Source organism: Neoakkermansia glycaniphila (assembly GCF_900097105.1).
GTDB classification, from domain to species: Bacteria; Verrucomicrobiota; Verrucomicrobiia; order Verrucomicrobiales; family Akkermansiaceae; genus Akkermansia; species Akkermansia glycaniphila.
Genome location: NZ_LT629973.1, coordinates 999,725 through 1,015,903 on the forward strand (window position 1 = coordinate 999,725; position 16,179 = coordinate 1,015,903).

14 protein-coding genes are annotated in these 16,179 nt (G+C 56.4%); 4 read left to right on the forward strand and 10 right to left on the reverse strand.

Annotated elements, in window-relative coordinates:
• Positions 1–130 precede the first annotated feature (130 nt).
• Positions 131–1,270 carry an acyltransferase family protein gene (locus PYTT_RS04120; RefSeq protein ID WP_067773561.1) on the reverse strand — a complete coding sequence of 380 codons (1,140 nt, stop codon included), beginning with the start codon at positions 1,268–1,270 and terminating at the stop codon, positions 131–133.
• 412 nt (positions 1,271–1,682) lie between these two features.
• Between PYTT_RS04120 and PYTT_RS04125 the strand changes: the two genes are divergently transcribed.
• Positions 1,683–2,735 carry a toll/interleukin-1 receptor domain-containing protein gene (locus PYTT_RS04125; RefSeq protein WP_067773934.1) on the forward strand — a complete coding sequence of 351 codons (1,053 nt, stop codon included), beginning with the start codon at positions 1,683–1,685 and terminating at the stop codon, positions 2,733–2,735.
• 522 nt (positions 2,736–3,257) lie between these two features.
• On the opposite strand, the gene PYTT_RS04130 is transcribed toward PYTT_RS04125, so the two are convergent.
• The 9 genes from PYTT_RS04130 to PYTT_RS04170 form a co-directional block, all read right to left on the reverse strand.
• A complete protein-coding gene (locus tag PYTT_RS04130) occupies positions 3,258–4,181 on the reverse strand; it encodes a hypothetical protein (protein WP_156850322.1) in 924 nt (307 codons plus the stop codon).
• Between the two features lie 125 nt (positions 4,182–4,306).
• A complete protein-coding gene (locus tag PYTT_RS04135; protein ID WP_067773928.1) occupies positions 4,307–4,987 on the reverse strand; it encodes a response regulator transcription factor in 681 nt (226 codons plus the stop codon).
• A gap of 280 nt (positions 4,988–5,267) precedes the next feature.
• Positions 5,268–5,930 carry a phosphate signaling complex protein PhoU gene (phoU, locus tag PYTT_RS04140; protein WP_067773925.1) on the reverse strand — a complete coding sequence of 221 codons (663 nt, stop codon included), beginning with the start codon at positions 5,928–5,930 and terminating at the stop codon, positions 5,268–5,270.
• 22 nt (positions 5,931–5,952) lie between these two features.
• Complete coding sequence (gene pstB / locus PYTT_RS04145; RefSeq protein ID WP_067773923.1) at positions 5,953–6,720, reverse strand: phosphate ABC transporter ATP-binding protein PstB; 768 nt, start codon at positions 6,718–6,720, stop codon at positions 5,953–5,955.
• On the reverse strand, positions 6,698–7,582 hold the full coding sequence (pstA, locus tag PYTT_RS04150; protein WP_141675739.1) for a phosphate ABC transporter permease PstA: 885 nt from the start codon (positions 7,580–7,582) through the stop codon (positions 6,698–6,700). The genes pstB and pstA overlap by 23 nt, the downstream gene beginning before the upstream one ends.
• Before the next feature lie 3 nt (positions 7,583–7,585).
• A complete protein-coding gene (gene pstC / locus PYTT_RS04155; protein WP_067773921.1) occupies positions 7,586–8,512 on the reverse strand; it encodes a phosphate ABC transporter permease subunit PstC in 927 nt (308 codons plus the stop codon).
• A 22-nt stretch (positions 8,513–8,534) separates the two neighbouring features.
• Positions 8,535–9,533: a phosphate ABC transporter substrate-binding protein PstS gene (gene pstS / locus PYTT_RS04160; protein WP_067773918.1), complete on the reverse strand. Its 999-nt coding sequence runs from the start codon at positions 9,531–9,533 to the stop codon at positions 8,535–8,537.
• Positions 9,534–9,632: 99 nt separating this feature from the next.
• Positions 9,633–10,958, reverse strand: a complete 1,326-nt coding sequence (locus PYTT_RS04165; RefSeq protein WP_067773915.1) for a porin — start codon at positions 10,956–10,958, stop codon at positions 9,633–9,635.
• A gap of 37 nt (positions 10,959–10,995) precedes the next feature.
• Entirely contained in the window at positions 10,996–11,697 is a 702-nt protein-coding gene (locus PYTT_RS04170) for a phosphate signaling complex PhoU family protein (RefSeq protein ID WP_071133282.1), read from the reverse strand.
• Between the two features lie 309 nt (positions 11,698–12,006).
• On the opposite strand from PYTT_RS04170, the gene PYTT_RS04175 reads away from it, so the two are divergent.
• Genes PYTT_RS04175 through cybH form a run of 3 tightly spaced genes read left to right on the forward strand, consistent with a single transcriptional unit; the run spans position 12,007 to position 16,178 of the window.
• Positions 12,007–13,239, forward strand: coding sequence for a hydrogenase small subunit (locus PYTT_RS04175; protein WP_067773909.1), 1,233 nt, complete (start codon positions 12,007–12,009; stop codon positions 13,237–13,239).
• Positions 13,240–13,260: 21 nt separating this feature from the next.
• The gene (locus PYTT_RS04180) at positions 13,261–15,018 is read left to right on the forward strand and encodes a nickel-dependent hydrogenase large subunit (RefSeq protein WP_067773906.1); all 1,758 of its coding nucleotides are present in this window, start codon (positions 13,261–13,263) and stop codon (positions 15,016–15,018) included.
• The gene (gene cybH, locus PYTT_RS04185; RefSeq protein ID WP_067773903.1) at positions 15,015–16,178 is read left to right on the forward strand and encodes a Ni/Fe-hydrogenase, b-type cytochrome subunit; all 1,164 of its coding nucleotides are present in this window, start codon (positions 15,015–15,017) and stop codon (positions 16,176–16,178) included. The genes PYTT_RS04180 and cybH overlap by 4 nt, the downstream gene beginning before the upstream one ends.
• Position 16,179 lies beyond the last annotated feature (1 nt).

Here is a 16,179-nt window from a genome sequence, read left to right on the forward strand (position 1 = left end):
ACTCCTTGTCATCCTCCGGAACAAAACGGCAAAAGGACGATGCAAACTAAACTCGCATCGTCCCGACAGCACCTCTCCGCAAAATGCACCGCCCGCACAAATAGGGGCGATGCAGATCAAAAACACCCGGTCAACTCTTCCTGGAGGCAAACCTCCTCGTCAAGAACCTCCGCACCGGCTCGTCATACCACTTCAGGCAGGCGTAGGCCAGCAGAATACTTCCGACCACCACGGCCAAGGCACCGGGCAGCGACTCCTCGAACGAAAGATTCTCATTCTTCACCCACGCGAAATACAAATAGATGAACGGATAATGCACCATATACAACGGATAGGAAATCTGTCCCAAAAACCGGCACACCTTATCGGTCACCGGATCGGTAATCCTGCCCGAAGCCCCGAGAATGATCAGCAGCGGGAAAATCAACGCGAAACAAACCGTCTCATACGCACCGTTCATCCAGAAAGCCTCCTCCCCGCCCAAACGGGGAACGGCCAGCAGAACGGCGAGCGCCAGACCGCAAATCCAGAACGAACCCTTGACATGCATCGGCTTGAAAACGCGGAACAGCAAAAGCCCTGCCGAGAAAGAATACAGCAGGCGCAGGGAACCGCCCATCATCTCCGACTCCCTCATCGAAAAGCCCACGCAAATATCGCCCGTCGGCCCCCACCACATACCGAACGAAGCCAAACCGCACCCGGCAGCCACCACCAGCACCGTCAGCCAACGCGTCGAAAGCCTCCGGATAAACAGGGCATACAGAATATTGCCGATATACTCGAAAAACAGCGACCAGCTCGGCCCATTCAGCGGATACATCTCACCCACGCCCCGCACCTCCGTCCCGGTCGTCGCCGGAAGCAGCAGCATATTGGCGAACGTGGCGATCAGCAGCGAAACAACCGTAATCTGCGTCACATCCCAAACGGAACAGCCTTGAAAATAAAACATCACCGCACCGATCAGCGCACCCATCACCACCATCGGATGCAGGCGGATCAAGCGGCGCTTCATGAACTCGCCCGTCTTCATCGTCTTCCAGCGGTCGTCATAGGCGTAGCCGATCACAAAACCGGACAGCATGAAGAAAAAGTCCACCGCCAGATAACCGTGATTGATCCTCTGATCCAGATGGCTGGTCGCAAACGCTTCAAAAATATGAAACCAGACGACCATAACGGCAGCCACCCCGCGCAACCCGTCAAGAATGACGAAATGCTGCTTCTCATTTCCGAGCAAACCGGAAGAACCTTGCGAATTCAACATAAAACAAAGATAATATAATACTGTTTTCCTTTCGATATTCGGCAATCGATCGACGCCGGATTACACCCACCAACGATGAACAGCACAAGGCCGGGAGAGCATCGGTAGCATGACGACCCTCTTAATACGACTATGCCATACAAGTCCTTTCATCACGTTGAAGGAAAACATTCATCCATCGCCATGGGGTGCACGCAGGCCATCCCCTGAGTTTTCTTGAACCCCATACGGTGAAGAGACCGTGAACCTTCTTGTAGACAGACTCGTCTTCATTCTGTGCGATTTTCCCAACCTTCTTCAAACGTTCTTACATCCAATCTTCCACACCCATCCATTTAGATAGTATAGGCACTAGAATACAATATGCTAAATGGCTTGACGTTAAAAACCGAAGTTTATATGATGTTTGCACATGTGCAAAAAACATAAGGTATTCCTTAGCCACGCTTCCGCAGACAAATTTTTGTGTGATCGGTTTCTAAAGTTCATGAACTTGGGATGTTACATTCAGTATGACGATGTTTACTATACTGACAAGTCGTCGATGCAGATTCCAAACAATGTTTACTTCCCGGAGGATATGCTGGAGGGTTTGAAAAACTGTGATATTGTTGTTTTTATAATTAGTTCCAATTTTCTCAACAGACCGAACTGTTCAATTGAATTGGGAGCGGCTTTAGCTCACAAAAAGCCTATTATTTCTTTGCTTGTGCCGCCGATTACTTATGGCAACATGCCTGGATTTACCACAGGAAAACAGATCATGGGATGTATTAATGAGGAGGAGGCTCTTCTGAATTTCGCTGAGGAGGTGATGCAGAAGCTTTATGGAGAAGTTAAAAATTTAAGCAACACAAATAAAGAGGTTAAAAGCTTTTTAGAAGATTGTAAAAGTATAATAGAAGATTTAAAATCTGATGGATTGATTACAAAAGACGAATATGAAAGTGCGAAAAAAAGCGCTGCAAGATACAAACAAATTTCCAATGAGCGGGAAATAGACTTGGAGAAACTGCGAGAGCAGTATGAAAAGGTGAAAAATGCCAAAGATGTTGATGAGGTCAGGGAAATAGAATGGGAGTCTATGGATGAGTCGAAAAAATATGAAGAACTTGTCAAGCAAGCCCAAAATGGAATGGCTCGATTCGATCTATGTATGAAATATTTTATCTATTCTCAGGCATATGCGAGAGAAGAGGCTTTCGCTCCACAAGATTATTCCTGTGACTGGAGTGATGTTCAGGAAAATATTAGGAACAGATATATTATTGGAGATAGTGAAGAATATCAATTGAACATGGAAGATCCCTATGTATCCGATGCTATAAAGAGCCTTCGTGAATTAAGTGATTTCCTCAATTCTGAAGTTTCCCCATCCTTTTTGAAGCATTTAACCGAGGAGTTAGATTATGTACCCGAATTAGCGAACAGAAAGTATTGGGATAAACTTTTTAAGTCTTGCTAAATAGCATCGTTACGAAATATCGAACTATAGGATCACACATCTCTACTGAACAATAACCAAATAGGAAGAAGTATTCTTTGTATAACAAGTAGAAACCAAGCTCATCCTTTTTGACTTATGGAGCGCATTATCTACCAAATATTTGATTTTGCAGTGATAACGGTCACAATTTCGCTGTTTCTTTCGATCCTACTTAAACTAAATAACCAATATAATTTATTGTAAATCAAAAAAATCAATATACGCATAGTAAAAGAATAACACAATTCCGTTTGCCCCTCAAAGTTCGCACTGTCACTGGACGACTTCGCGCTCCATCCGGCGGCATGTCGCATCCAATTGCTTGAAGAAACCATGAACCGTCATAATATCAATAGAATCGAGTAAAGAATGCTAGTTCATCATGAAAACACAAGCATTTCATTCCCTCAACGCAGCAGCAGCATAACATCATCCTGATGTTAATTCTAGAACATTCTTTAAATAGATTTCACCGACTTAAGAAAGGCCCGGTCTTCCCCATCATTTTATATAGCCCCCCATCTGCTCCTTCAGACATCTTGTTTTATTCAACAACATCCGCTCTCTGTCGGCAAGTTCCTGCTTAATATTTTCAATCTCAGCATCCATCTCCTTCTCATCCAGTCCCACCCTGAACGTTGGCCCTACCGCCGCCTTTTCCGGACCGATGACAATATCGACGGGCAACTGAGCCGCCTCGCAAATCGCATCCCATTCCTCATCGGGACAGAACGAAACTTCCGCATCCTTCGGCATATTGCGGAAGTATCCGGAGTCCACGACTACGGGAATCATCGCCCCGTTCCAGCGGCGAATCAGGCGTTCCAATGCCTCCACATCATCAAACGTCTCCCATCCCTCCCACGAAAATTCCTTCTCGTACATCCCCGCAGGAGGCAGGTCGATCGAACCCCGGTAGCAGACTTTCCCATCGGCAGACTCCAACCGGACAAGATAATAACGCCTGACATCCTCCGCCTTCCATGCAGGCGGATACTTGCCCGCGCTCAATTTCAGCTTTTCGAGCTCATCGGGCGTCAGAGGCAGAGTCTTCGCGCCGGAGGCTTCCTTTTGCATTTCCTCGCCAGCATGGGAGTCACCGCACACATCCCGGGTAAATTGCCCGAACCGCATCAGATCGCGCACCAGCTCATCCATATCCGCATAGCGGAACTCCGTCCCTGCTCCGCCGCCTGCTGCAGTGACATCTGCGGGCGGCACAAGGCAATAACGAACCTTCCCCTCGATCTCCCGTTTGACAAGGCTGCAACCCTGTCCCCCGCGATGATCCGCCCATACCTGCTTCCTACGGGCGTCGGGCAAGCCATCCAGCACATCGGTTGCCTTCTCCGGCACAGCCGCCGGACGGGAAGGAGCAACCGCCGCTCCGGCAGTCTGCGCTTCAACAGAGGTCACAAAGAACATGGACGCCAAAACGGCCCACACGGCATTTTTTCCATCAATCACGGTTTTCATAGGATGCTTGCCGCAAGCATACCAAAACCGCCTGACGCATGGCAAGCCCGTTCAGGCAACATGCCGCCCCGCAATCAATCGTCGAAACGGAAGCAATATCCCACGCCCCGGACGGTTTCCAGATGGTCGGCATAGGGGCCGAGCTTCTGGCGCAGGCGTTTGATGTGGGTATCGAGCGTGCGCGTCTGCACATCGTCGCCGTAGCCCCAGACATTCTTCTGAATCTCGTAGCGGTCCTGCACGCTCCCGGCGCGTTCGACGAGATAGGCCAGCAGCTTGAACTCGCTGGCCGTCAGGTCGATCACCTCGCCGTCCAGATGCAGCTTCAGGGCGTTCTTGTCGAGCCGGAACGGCCCCCGCACCACTTCCACTTCACCGGGTTTCGGCGCATAGCGTTTCAACACATTCTGCACACGGAGCATCAGCTCCTTCGGGCTGAACGGCTTGGCAACGTAATCGTCCGCACCCAACTCCAACCCCACAAGGCGGTCTTCAAGCTGCGCACGGGCCGAAAGGAACAGCACGGGAATGCGCGAGGCGCGTTCATCCTGCTGCAAAGCCTTGTACACCTCGAAACCGTCCTTGCCGGGCATCATGATATCGAGAATAATCAGGTCGGGCAGTTCCGCATACGCCATACGGGTACCCGTCATGCCGTCGTAGGCCTGCAGCACCTCGTAGCCTCTGCGATGCAGATTCATGGCCACGAGTTCGGAAATATCCCCGTCGTCTTCAATAACCAGAATGCGTTGCATGAAAGAAAAGTAGCATGCTTAACGTTGAAAAACACGTTTTTTTTGTGACGTTTCCGTCACTTGCGAAAAGAAGCGACAGGAACCACAGATTTCACGGATGGGCGCAGATTTTTCACGTAGGAATCCGGCTGACCGCCGGATTGAAATGGATGAAGAAAATGTTTGATTCTCATTTTGCATCATATTGATGATCCATATTTTATTCGTGGTTCAGCAGTCAACCGAATACAAATATGCAAAATCTGTGCGCATCTGCGCAATCTGTGGCTCTCCAACCCTCTTACGTATTATGCGTATGCCGCACGATCTTGCCGCTTTCGAGGTAGATCACATCCTCGCAGATATTGGTTGCGATGTCCGCCACGCGTTCCAGCGAGCGCGAGATATTCATGCTGTCGAGATAGTACCCGGCCTGCTGCGGATAGAGGGCGATCAGCTCGCGGGCGCGCACATCGTTCTCCCGATGAATGGCATCCACCACCTCATCCTGCCGGATGATGACGAAAGCCATCAGAGGATCCGCGTTCTTCATCACCTGCAGGGCTTTCTTGAGCATGCCGCGCACCGTCTCCTCCATCTTGCGGAAGTCGAACCGCTCGATATCGGTATCGATGAAATTCGCCATATCGATGGCGCGCCGGGCGATACCCACGGCAAAGTCGGCCACGCGTTCAAGGTCGTGGTTGATCTTCAGAATGGTAATCACCAGCCGCAGATCGCTGGCGACAGGCTGGTACAGGGCAAGAATCTTGAGGCATTCCTCCTCGACCTTCACTTCGTCGCAATCGATCTTGTAATCGCCGCCGATGACTTCCTTCGCCAGCGGAACGTTCATCGTCGAAACGGCTTCCAGAGCCTTGGCGAGCGCAGCTTCCGCCTCCGTCGCGATGGATTCGACCATGCTCTTGAGGTTCGTGATTTCCTGAATGAAATGTTCTTTCATATTCGTGGTCTTTCCGGGTGCATCAACCGAAACGTCCGGTGATGTATTCTTCGGTCTTTTTGTTGGATGGGTTGGTGAAAATGGTATTCGTATCGTCGAACTCGATGATGCGGCCCTTGTAGAAGAACGCCGTGGCGTCGCTCACGCGGGCGGCCTGCTGCATATTGTGCGTCACGATGACGATGGTGAAACGTTCCTTGAGCTGGAGAAGCAGTTCCTCGATCTTCAGAGTCGCCACCGGGTCGATCGCGCTCGTCGGCTCGTCCATCAGCAGGATATCGGGCGCGGCGGCGATGGCGCGGGCGATGCACAGCCGCTGCTGCTGGCCGCCGGACAGCGCGAGGCCGCTCTTCTTGAGCTTGTCCTTCACCTCATCCCAGATGGAGGCTCCGATCAGGGCCTGTTCCACGCGGTCCGCCGTTTCGGACTTGCTGAGCTTGTAATGGAGCTTGAGGGGATAGGCCACATTGTCGAAGATGGACATCGGGAACGGCGTGGGCTTCTGGAAAATCATGCCCACCTTGCGGCGCAGGGCCAGCACATCCACACTGCCCGAAAGCACATTCTCTCCGTCGATCAACAGCTCTCCTTCCGTCCGCTGGTCGCGGTACAGTTCGAAAATGCGGTTGTAGATGCGGAGGTGCGTGGACTTGCCGCAGCCCGAAGGCCCGATCACGGCGGTGATTTTGTTCTCTTCGATATCGATATTGTTCTCGAAGAGGGCCTGGTGCGAGCCGTAGAAGAAATTGATGTTCCGTGCGGAAATCTTAATGTTTCTGTTTGTTGTCATGGAAGATGATGCGGGTCAGAATGTTCACGATCAGGATGAATCCGGCCATCACGAGGGCTGCGCCCCAGCCTGCGGAGTGCATGGCTTCGAAGGGGGAGTTCATCGTGTATTCGTTGATGAGTACGGGCATATTGGCCGTAGGTTGCGAGAAATAGGCAGTCGGCCAGGAATCGGCGAACATGGCGGTGAAGAGCAGCGGAGCCGTCTCGCCGCTCACGCGGGCCAGCGAAAGCAGGATGCCCGTCACGAGGCCGTTCTTCGCGGAGCGCGTGATGATGCACAGGGTCGTCCGCGTGCGGGTCATGCCGAGGGCAAGGGCGGATTCGCGCAGCGTGTAGGGTACCATCGCCAGCATGTCTTCCGTCGTGCGCATCACGACCGGGAACATGATAATGGCGAGCGACACCGTACCGGCAAAGCCGGAGAAGTTGCCCGTGGATACCACCAGCAGGACGTACACAAACAGGCCGACGATGATCGAAGGCATGCCCATCATCACGTTCGCGCTGAAGCGCAGAATATGGGCGATGCGGCTGTTCTTGCCGTATTCGGACAGGTAAATGCCCGCCGCCATGGCCAGAGGCACGGCGATCGCCGCCGCGCCGAGCGTAATATAAAGGCTTCCGAGCAAAGCATTGGCTATGCCCGATTCGGGCGTGCCGTAGGGCTTCGACTCGTTGGTCAGGAAACTCCAGTCGATCACCTTGACTCCATGGCCGATGACCGTATACAGGATCCAGGCCATGCCGCCCACCGCCACGGCGATGGAAAACAGGGAAAAGAGGCGTATCAGAAGATCCGTCAGCTTGCGGAACGCCATCGGGCGCCTCGGCATATCTTTTTTCAGTGCAAGTGCATTCATGGTTCAACGTTCCTCTCCGCGTTTGGCGCTGGTGGCGTGAAGGTAATACTGGGCGAACACCTGGATGCCGAAGGACATCGCGAGCAGGATCAGCCCCAGCGCGAACAGGGTGCTCTTCTGCAGACCGTCCGCTTCGGCGAAATTGTTGGCAAGGGTCGCGGCGATCGTCGTGCCGCTGGAGAACAGGCCTTCGGGCATCTCCATCATATTGCCGATGACGAACAGCACTGCCATCGTCTCGCCCAGCGCGCGGCCGAGGCCGATGAACACGCCGCCGAGAATGCCGCGGATGCCGTACTTGACGATTACGTCCTTGGCCGCCTCCCACTTCGTACAGCCTACGCCGTAGGCGGACTCGCGGAGCATCGGCGGCGTCATCCGGAACACGTCGCGCATGATGGCGCACATGTACGGCAGAATCATCAGAGAAAGAATCAGCCCCGCCGTCAGGAAGCCGAAGCCGTTGTAATCCTCCCCGAGCAGCCAGCCGAATACGGGCATCTTCGCCAGGCCGAGCGTATCCGCCAGAAAGGGTTGCACGTATTCCTGCATCAGCGGAGCGAGGACAAACAGCCCCCACATCCCGTAAATCACGCTGGGAATGGCCGCCAGCAGATCGATGGCCTGGCTGAGCGTCTTGTTCACCCAGCCGGGCGCTTCGACGAGGTACAGGGCCGACACGAACGACAGCGGCAACGCGATGGCGAGGGATACCCCCGTCGTCATCAGCGTACCAGCGATATTCGGCCATGCGCCGTATTTGTCGTCCACAGGGTCCCATTCCTCGGACCAGAGGAAACCGATGCCGAACTTGTCCCACGTATCGGCGGAGTTGACGCCCAGCTGTATGAACACGCCGAGCATCAACAGGCCGATCAGGGAGGCGCAGCCCAGGCAGACGATCTTGAATATGTTGTCCGTCTTGAACATCGCGTTTCCTCCGTCTGTCAGGTTACTTCAGAATGTCTGCGCGGATCAGTTCCACCACGTTGCCGGGCATCGGCACGTAGTTGAGCTTCGTCGCGGTGGGGGCTCCCTTGTCGAAGCACCAGTTGAAGTACTTCGTCAGAGCCGCCTTCTTGTCGGCGGCGAGATCCTTGCGGAGCAGAATGTAGGTCACGCCCGTGATCGGCCAGGACTGGTCGCCGGGAGTATCCGTCAGCGACATGAAGAAGCCGGGGGCATTCTTCCAGTCGGCATTCGCGGCAGAGGCGGTGAACGTATCCACATTCGCCTCAACGAACTTTCCGGCGCTGTTCTTCAGCGCGGCGCAGGAAAGCTTCGCTTCCACGGCGTAGGTATATTCCGTGTAGCCGATGCTGCCCTTGATCTTGGCGACGTTGTTGCACACGCCGGGATTCTTCTGGCCTCCGATGCCCACGGGCCACTTCACGGCCGGGCCTTCACCCACCTGCTCCTTCCAGTCGGCGGAAATCTTGCTCAGGTAGTTCGTGAAGATGAACGTGGTACCGCTGGAATCCGAACGGCGTACGACGGTGATCTTCATCTTCGGCAGCTTCAGGCCGGGATTCAGCGCCTTGATGGCGGCATCGTCCCAACGCTCGATCTTGCCGAGGTAGATCTTCGCCAGCGTATCCTGGTCAAGCTTGAGCTGGTTGTTCTTCACGCCCGGAATATTGACGATCACGACCACGCCGCCCGTCAGCATCGGGAACTGGACGAGGCCAGCCTCGTTCTGCTCCGCAAGAGTCAGAGGGTTATCCGTTCCGGCGAAATCGACGGTACCGGACTTGATCTGGTTGATCCCCGCACCGGAGCCGAGGCTCTGGTAGTTGATCTTCACATCGTCGTTCTGCTTGGTGTAGTCGTACGTCCACACCTGATACACGGGAGCCGGGAAGGAAGCTCCGGCGCCGTTGAGATTCGTCTCGGCATGAACTGCGGAGAGGGCGGAAGCGCTGATGAGCGCGATAAAGAGTGTTTTGAACATAGTTCTGTCTTTGAGGTTGGTGGTTCGGGGGGAGATGAGGGAGCTTCGACCGCCCGCCGCGCGTTGTGGCAGGCAGGGCGGCGAAGCGCCTCCCATGCATCAGAAGTTCGTACGGACGGCCACGGAGTAGGACCAGCCGGTGTAGCCCTTGGCTCCCTTGGCATCAGTACCGTTGGAGCTCAGGTATTCAACGCCGGCCATCACCTTCATCATGTTGGGATTGTCCGGGAAGAGGTAGTAGTTCGCACCGAGGTAGAAGCCCTGGAGGCAGTCGCTCACGGCGGAATAGTTCGAGTTCGTGCTGTAGTAGCGCTTGTCGACGACAACGGCATTGCTGCCCGTCGCGAGCTGGTAGCGGAACACGCCTTCCCAGTGCGGGGTAAACTTGTAGGCGGGCATGATCGTCACGCCGAACACGTTCTGGGCTCCCTTCGACTTGCCTTCGTCGAGATTCACGAGATTGAACCCGGCCATCACTTCCGTCATCAGGTAGAAATTGCCGCGGGTTCCTTCCCACGTCAGGCCGATCATATCGACCGCGCCGGTACCCTGGTACTCGAAACGGCCCGGGATATTGCGGCCCGTCTTGCCGTAGGTATCGAGGCGGGTGAAGTTGTGAGCGTAGTCGAGATACAGACGGCTCTTGTCGAGGAATGCCATGTTCGACGTATCGTAGCTGATCGTACCGCCCACGAAACAATTGTCCCCGGTATTGAAGCCCGGTTCCGTCAGATTATCGTGGCCGTTGCCGTTCAGGTACATGCCGAGCTGCCAGCCGATCTTGGCGTTCTTGTCCGTACTGCGGGCGGAAATACCGTAGTTCGTCTCGGCGCGGAGCTGGTTCACCAGAGCGGAACGCTCGATCGTCAGAATCGCGGAGGAAGACGTGCGGTATTCGCCGAAATAGGCGGGCTTCATCTTGCCGAGGCCGAAGGTGGCCTGCCCGGCGTTATACTCGGTGTACAGCTCGTACAGGGAATAGGTATTGGAACCGCGGTACCAGCCGTCCTTGTACTGGTAGCGGCCGTCCATGCCGCCGATATTCCAGACATTCACGAACTTGAACTTTTCGAGGAACTTGAAGTTCACACCCATGCGGAAACGGCGCCATTCGTCGTTCCAGCGGCGGCCGTCGCCCTTGGAACCGCCCTTGATGCGGTCTTCACCACCGGCAGGGTCAACATTGCTCCACTGGTACTGCATACGCAGGGATACGTTGAAATCCTGAATCCAGGGATTGGCGGCATTGTCTCGCTTGGCGTCGAACCAGGCGAATCGGCTCTGCGCCCACTTGCTGAACACGAACGGATCCTTGGCGGCCGTTGCGGCGGGAGCGGAAGTTTCCGGGGCCTTGGCGGGAGCGGCGGAAGCCAGCGTCGTGCCGAGAAGGAGAGCGCCCAGAGCGGGAAGTGTCGATGTATTCATATGATTGTATTGTTTGGTTTGGGTAGGAGGAAAACGTTCAGGCGACAGGCAGGGAATCCGCACGGGAATCGTCGAGCCTGCACAGGGAAAGCGCGGGGGAAGCCATCGCCTTGGCGTGGTCGCCGATGCGCTCGATGGCACGGAGGATGAACAGCAGGCTCATGCCCGTCTGCACGCTGTGGATGCCGGCGCTCATATCCGTCATCACCGTCTCCATCTCCGCGAGGAAGCGGGAATCGAGTTCGTGATCGCGGTCGCACACGGCGCGGGCCAGCTCCATATCCCGCTGCTGCAGGGCGCGCAGGGCATCGCGCAGCTCGATCTCGGCCAGCAGGTACAGAGGAAGAATCGAAGAAACGTCCGGATACTCGTTCAGGCCGAGAATACGGTTCACATTCTTCGCAATCGTCATGGACTGGTGCACCACGCGCTCCAGCCGCTTCGCGCACTGGGCGGCGGAGGCCGCCATATACCAGTTGCTTGCATGCGGAATGTAGCCGGAAAGAAGCTCGTTGCACGAACACTCGATCATCCGGGCCTTGGCCTTGAGCACCTCGCCCGTCGTCAGAGCCAGCTCCACATAGGGAAGCTCGAAATCGAACAAAGCCGTACGCACATGCTGGAGGCTCTTCAAAATCTCCGCACCGAGGCACAGCGTGCGGTCCTGTATCATGGCCAGCGCACTCTGCATCGAGGCTGCCGGAGAATGGCTGTCGGTCATATCGACAATGGAATTCATAATCATCTTTGTTGCATTCTGCCGGGCTTGCCGCCCGACGCACTAGTATATCCCACATTTTTTTCGTTCCCGCGAAAAAAATCGTGTGACAAAGTCGTCACGAACCCGGAAAACGGCTCCACAACTCCATCAATGACAAAATAGTATATTCAAACAAATGAGCAAAACAAAAACCTAATAGATAGATGAAACCCGAAAAATGGGATCGACAAGATACGAGGCAAGTGCTATTCCATGACATGAACCAGCGGCTATCAGCGCACGTCGGTACCATCATTGCCCGCCGCATGCCGCCCACACCTTTTCATCATGAAGCAAGATGAGCGAAATCAGGACTGCACGGCTGAAATCCATCCTGAATTGACAACCTGGAAACCGGGTGAAACACTGGGCGAACACATGGAGAGAAGAGGCGTCACACGCCGAGAATTCAACACATGGTGCCTCAAACTCCTCGGCCTGATGGGAGTAACCGCCCTCTGCGGCAGCGAAGCCGAAGCGCAGGAAGCCGCCGACAAAATCGCCGCCATGAAACGCCCCGTCGTCATGTGGCTCCAGCTGCAGGAATGCACAGGCTGCCTCGAAAGCACCATCCGCAGCTACAACGAAGAAATCGGCAACCTTGTCCTCTCCGTCGTCTCCATGCCCTACGTGGAACTCCTGATGGCGCCCTCGGGAGCCGCAGCCGAAAAATCCTTCCACGATGCGGCCGAACAGCCGCACATCCTCGTCGTCAACGGCTCCGTCCCCGTCAAGGAAAACGGAGTCTACTGCATGATCGGGGGAGAAACCGCCGAAACCGTCCTCCGCCGAGCCGCCAAAAACGCCACCCACGTCCTCGCAGTCGGCTCCTGCGCATACTTCGGCTCCATCCAGGCCGCACGTCCGAACCCCACGGGAGCCGTCGGCGTACGCGACATCCTCACCGACATCCCCGTCATCAACGTACCGGGCTGCCCGCCCATCGGCGACGTCATCACCGCCGTCATCATGTACATCCTCACCTTCGAAAAAGTGCCGCCCTGCGATGGCGAAGGAAGGCCGCTCATGGCCTACGGCACCCGCATCCACAACAACTGCCAGCGCCGCGCCCACTTCGACGCCGGGCAATTCGTCAACAGCTTCGACGACGAAAACGCCTGCCAGGGCTTCTGCCTCTACAAAATGGGCTGCAAAGGGCCGAACACCTTCTCCCCCTGCCCCATCGTCAAATGGAACGGCGGCGTCAGCTTCCCCATCCAGTCGGGGCATCCCTGCATCGGCTGCACGGAACTCTACTTCTTCGACCGCATGTCCCCCTTCTACAAAACGCTGCCGAACATCCACGGCTTCGGCATCGAAACCTCGGCCAATGCCGTGGGCATCGCAGCCATGGCGGCGGCAGGGGTCGGCATCGCCGCCCACATCACCGGCTCCGCCATCCGCTCCCGGAGCCAATTCCGCAAGGAAGACGCCAACGTCAACCTCCCCGCCTACGGCGACGTACCCAAAGACCGCCGCCCGCCCAAAGCGGACGACCACATCACCGACACCGGAGAATAACCCCCTTCCAAGGCCACTGCCATGAACGATTACACATCAGCCTCCGTCCCCAAGGAAAACCGCGTCGTCATCGACCCCGTCACCCGCATCGAAGGCCACCTCCGCGTCGAACTCGAAGCGCGGGACGGCGTCATCAAAAACGCCTGGACCTCCACCACGCAATACCGGGGCATCGAAGTCATCGCCTGCAACCGCGACCCGCGCGACGTCTGGGCCTTCGTGGAACGCATCTGCGGCGTCTGCACCGGCACCCATGCCATCGCCGCCATCGCCGCCGTCGAAGATGCACTGCAATACCCCGTCCCCATCCAGGCGCAACTCATCCGCAACCTCGTCAGCGGCGCGCTGGGCATACAGGACCACGTCATCCACTTCTACCAGCTCCACGCCTTCGACTGGGTCGATGTCGTCTCCGCGCTCAAAGCCGACCCCCGCGAAACCGCCAAACTCGCCCAAAGCATCTCGGACTGGCCCATGTCCTCCGTCGAATACTTCGCCGGAGTCCAGAAAAAAATCAAGGAATCCATCGCCTACGGCCAATACTCCATCTTCACCAACGGCTACTGGGGCCACCCCGCCTACAAACTCCCTCCTGAAGCCAACCTCATGGCCGTCGCCCACTACCTGCAGGCCCTCCACTGGCAGCGGGACATGATCAAAATCCACACCATCTTCGGCGGCAAAAACCCGCACCCTAACTTCCTCGTCGGCGGCATGGCCTGCGCCATCAACATGGAAAACGACCAGACCATCAACCAGTACGCCATCAGCACCATCCAGCAGCTCATCGACACCTGCCACTCCTTCATCCACAAAGTCTATTATCCGGACGTATGCGCCATTGCCGGATTCTACAAGGACTACTTCCACATCGGCGCGGCGAACCCGAACGTCTTCGCCACCGGCGACCCCAGCGAAATCAACACCGGAGCCCCCGCAGGCAAAGGCATGATCAAACCCGGCGTCCTGCTGGGCGGCGACTACAAAACCGTCATCCCCTTCGACCAGAACAAAATCGCCGAATTCGTCACCAGTGCATGGTATGAATACAGCGAAGGCCGGGAAGCGGGCCTCGCCCCCTACGACGGCCAGACCAAAGCCGACTACAACGGCCCGCAGCCCCCGTACACATGGATCTCCGACCGCCCGCAGTACACATGGGTCAAAGCCCCGCGCTACGACGGGCACGCCATGTCCGTAGGCCCCAACGCCCGCATGATGCTCGGCTACGCCCAGGGCGCCGCACCCATCGTCGAACGAGCCAACGAACTCTTCGACCGCCTCGGACTCCCGCGCGACAACGGCCTCTTCAACTCCACCTACGGCCGCACCTACGGCCGCGCCCTCGACGCCATGATCAACGTCGACATGATGGTAGAACAAATGAAATCCTTCGTCCGGCGCATCAAAAACGGCGACACCGCCACCTTCAACCCCGCCAAATGGGAACCCGCCACATGGCCGAAAAAATGCAAAGGCGTCGGCTGGGTGGAAGCCCCGCGCGGCAGCCTCAGCCACTGGGTACGCATCGAAAACGAAACCGTCGCGAACTACCAGTGCGTCGTCCCCAGCACATGGAACAGCTCCGGCCGCGATGCACAGGGGCAAATGGGCCCGTACGAATACTCCCTCGCCCACACAGGGCAGCATCCCCTCATCGACCCCGCGCAGCCCATCGAACCCCTGCGCACCGTCCACAGCTACGACCCCTGCCAATCCTGCGCCGTCCACCTGCATGACGAAACGGGCTCGCCCATCCACACCCATCAGGATCCATGAACGCAAGGCTCCAGATCGACAACATCCAACTCATCGTCCGCACGCCCGTACCGTTCGGCGATATCGGCGAAATGGACTTGCTGCGCCTCGCGGCAGCCGCCTCGGACAACAACGGCAACGACCCGGGCGACAAAGCCCTTGTCCATGCGGCGGAAACCTGCGCCCAAACCGTCGGCTGGGAACAGAAAACGGGATCGTGGACACCCCCTACCAACAAACGGCATTACAGCACCGCCGTCATCCGGCCGGCAGGGCAAACCACAGGCGACTTCGAAATAGCACGGGGCAGCGTCGACGCCCTCATGGAACTCTGCAAACTCTCCCCCGCCGACAAGGCCGCCGTCCGCAAAAACGTCAAACACATCAAACGCAAAGGCTTCCGCCCCTCCGCCGTCGCCATCAACCGCGAAGGCTTCTGGCAATTCTGCGGCTTCGTCCCCATCTTCGCCATGCGCGTACCCCTCAGCGTACGCGATGCCCAGACCGAATTCCGCTACTTCCACATCTGGGACTGGTCCCTCCGCCTCCTCCACTGGATGTGGGTCCTGTGCGTCCTCGGCCTCATCGCTACGGGATTCTGCATCGCCGAAGGCTGGTTCATCAAATTCGGCGACCTCGAAAGCGGCAACCAGTTCGGCAACATACGCCGCCTCCACTTCATCCTCGCATGGATACTCATCGGAGTCGTCACCATGCGCTTCGCCACCTTCTTCTTCGCCACGAACAAATACCAGAAAATCTCCGCCCTCTTCCCCATCAAAAAACAGCAGTGGAAAGACCTCTATGAAACCGGGCGCGACTACCTGCTGGCAAAAAGCTTCGACGGCCCCCGCTACATCGGCCACAACCCCCTGCAGCAATGGACCTACACCGGCGTATACGGACTCTTCACCCTCATGATCGTCACAGGCCTCACCCTCTACGCCCTCTACGAACCCGCCAACTGGTTCTTCGGCCTCTTCATGCCGATCAACGACGTCCTCGGCGTCGCCAACGTCCGCCTCATCCACGTCATCGGCACATGGTGCTTCATGCTCTTCATCACCATCCACGTCTACCTCAGCGCGCTGGCGGGCAATGTGGATCGCGACGGCACCATCTCCTCCATGATCAGCGGAGGCCGCTGGCTGCGCAAAGGCGTCCACTTCCGCGACGAATAAC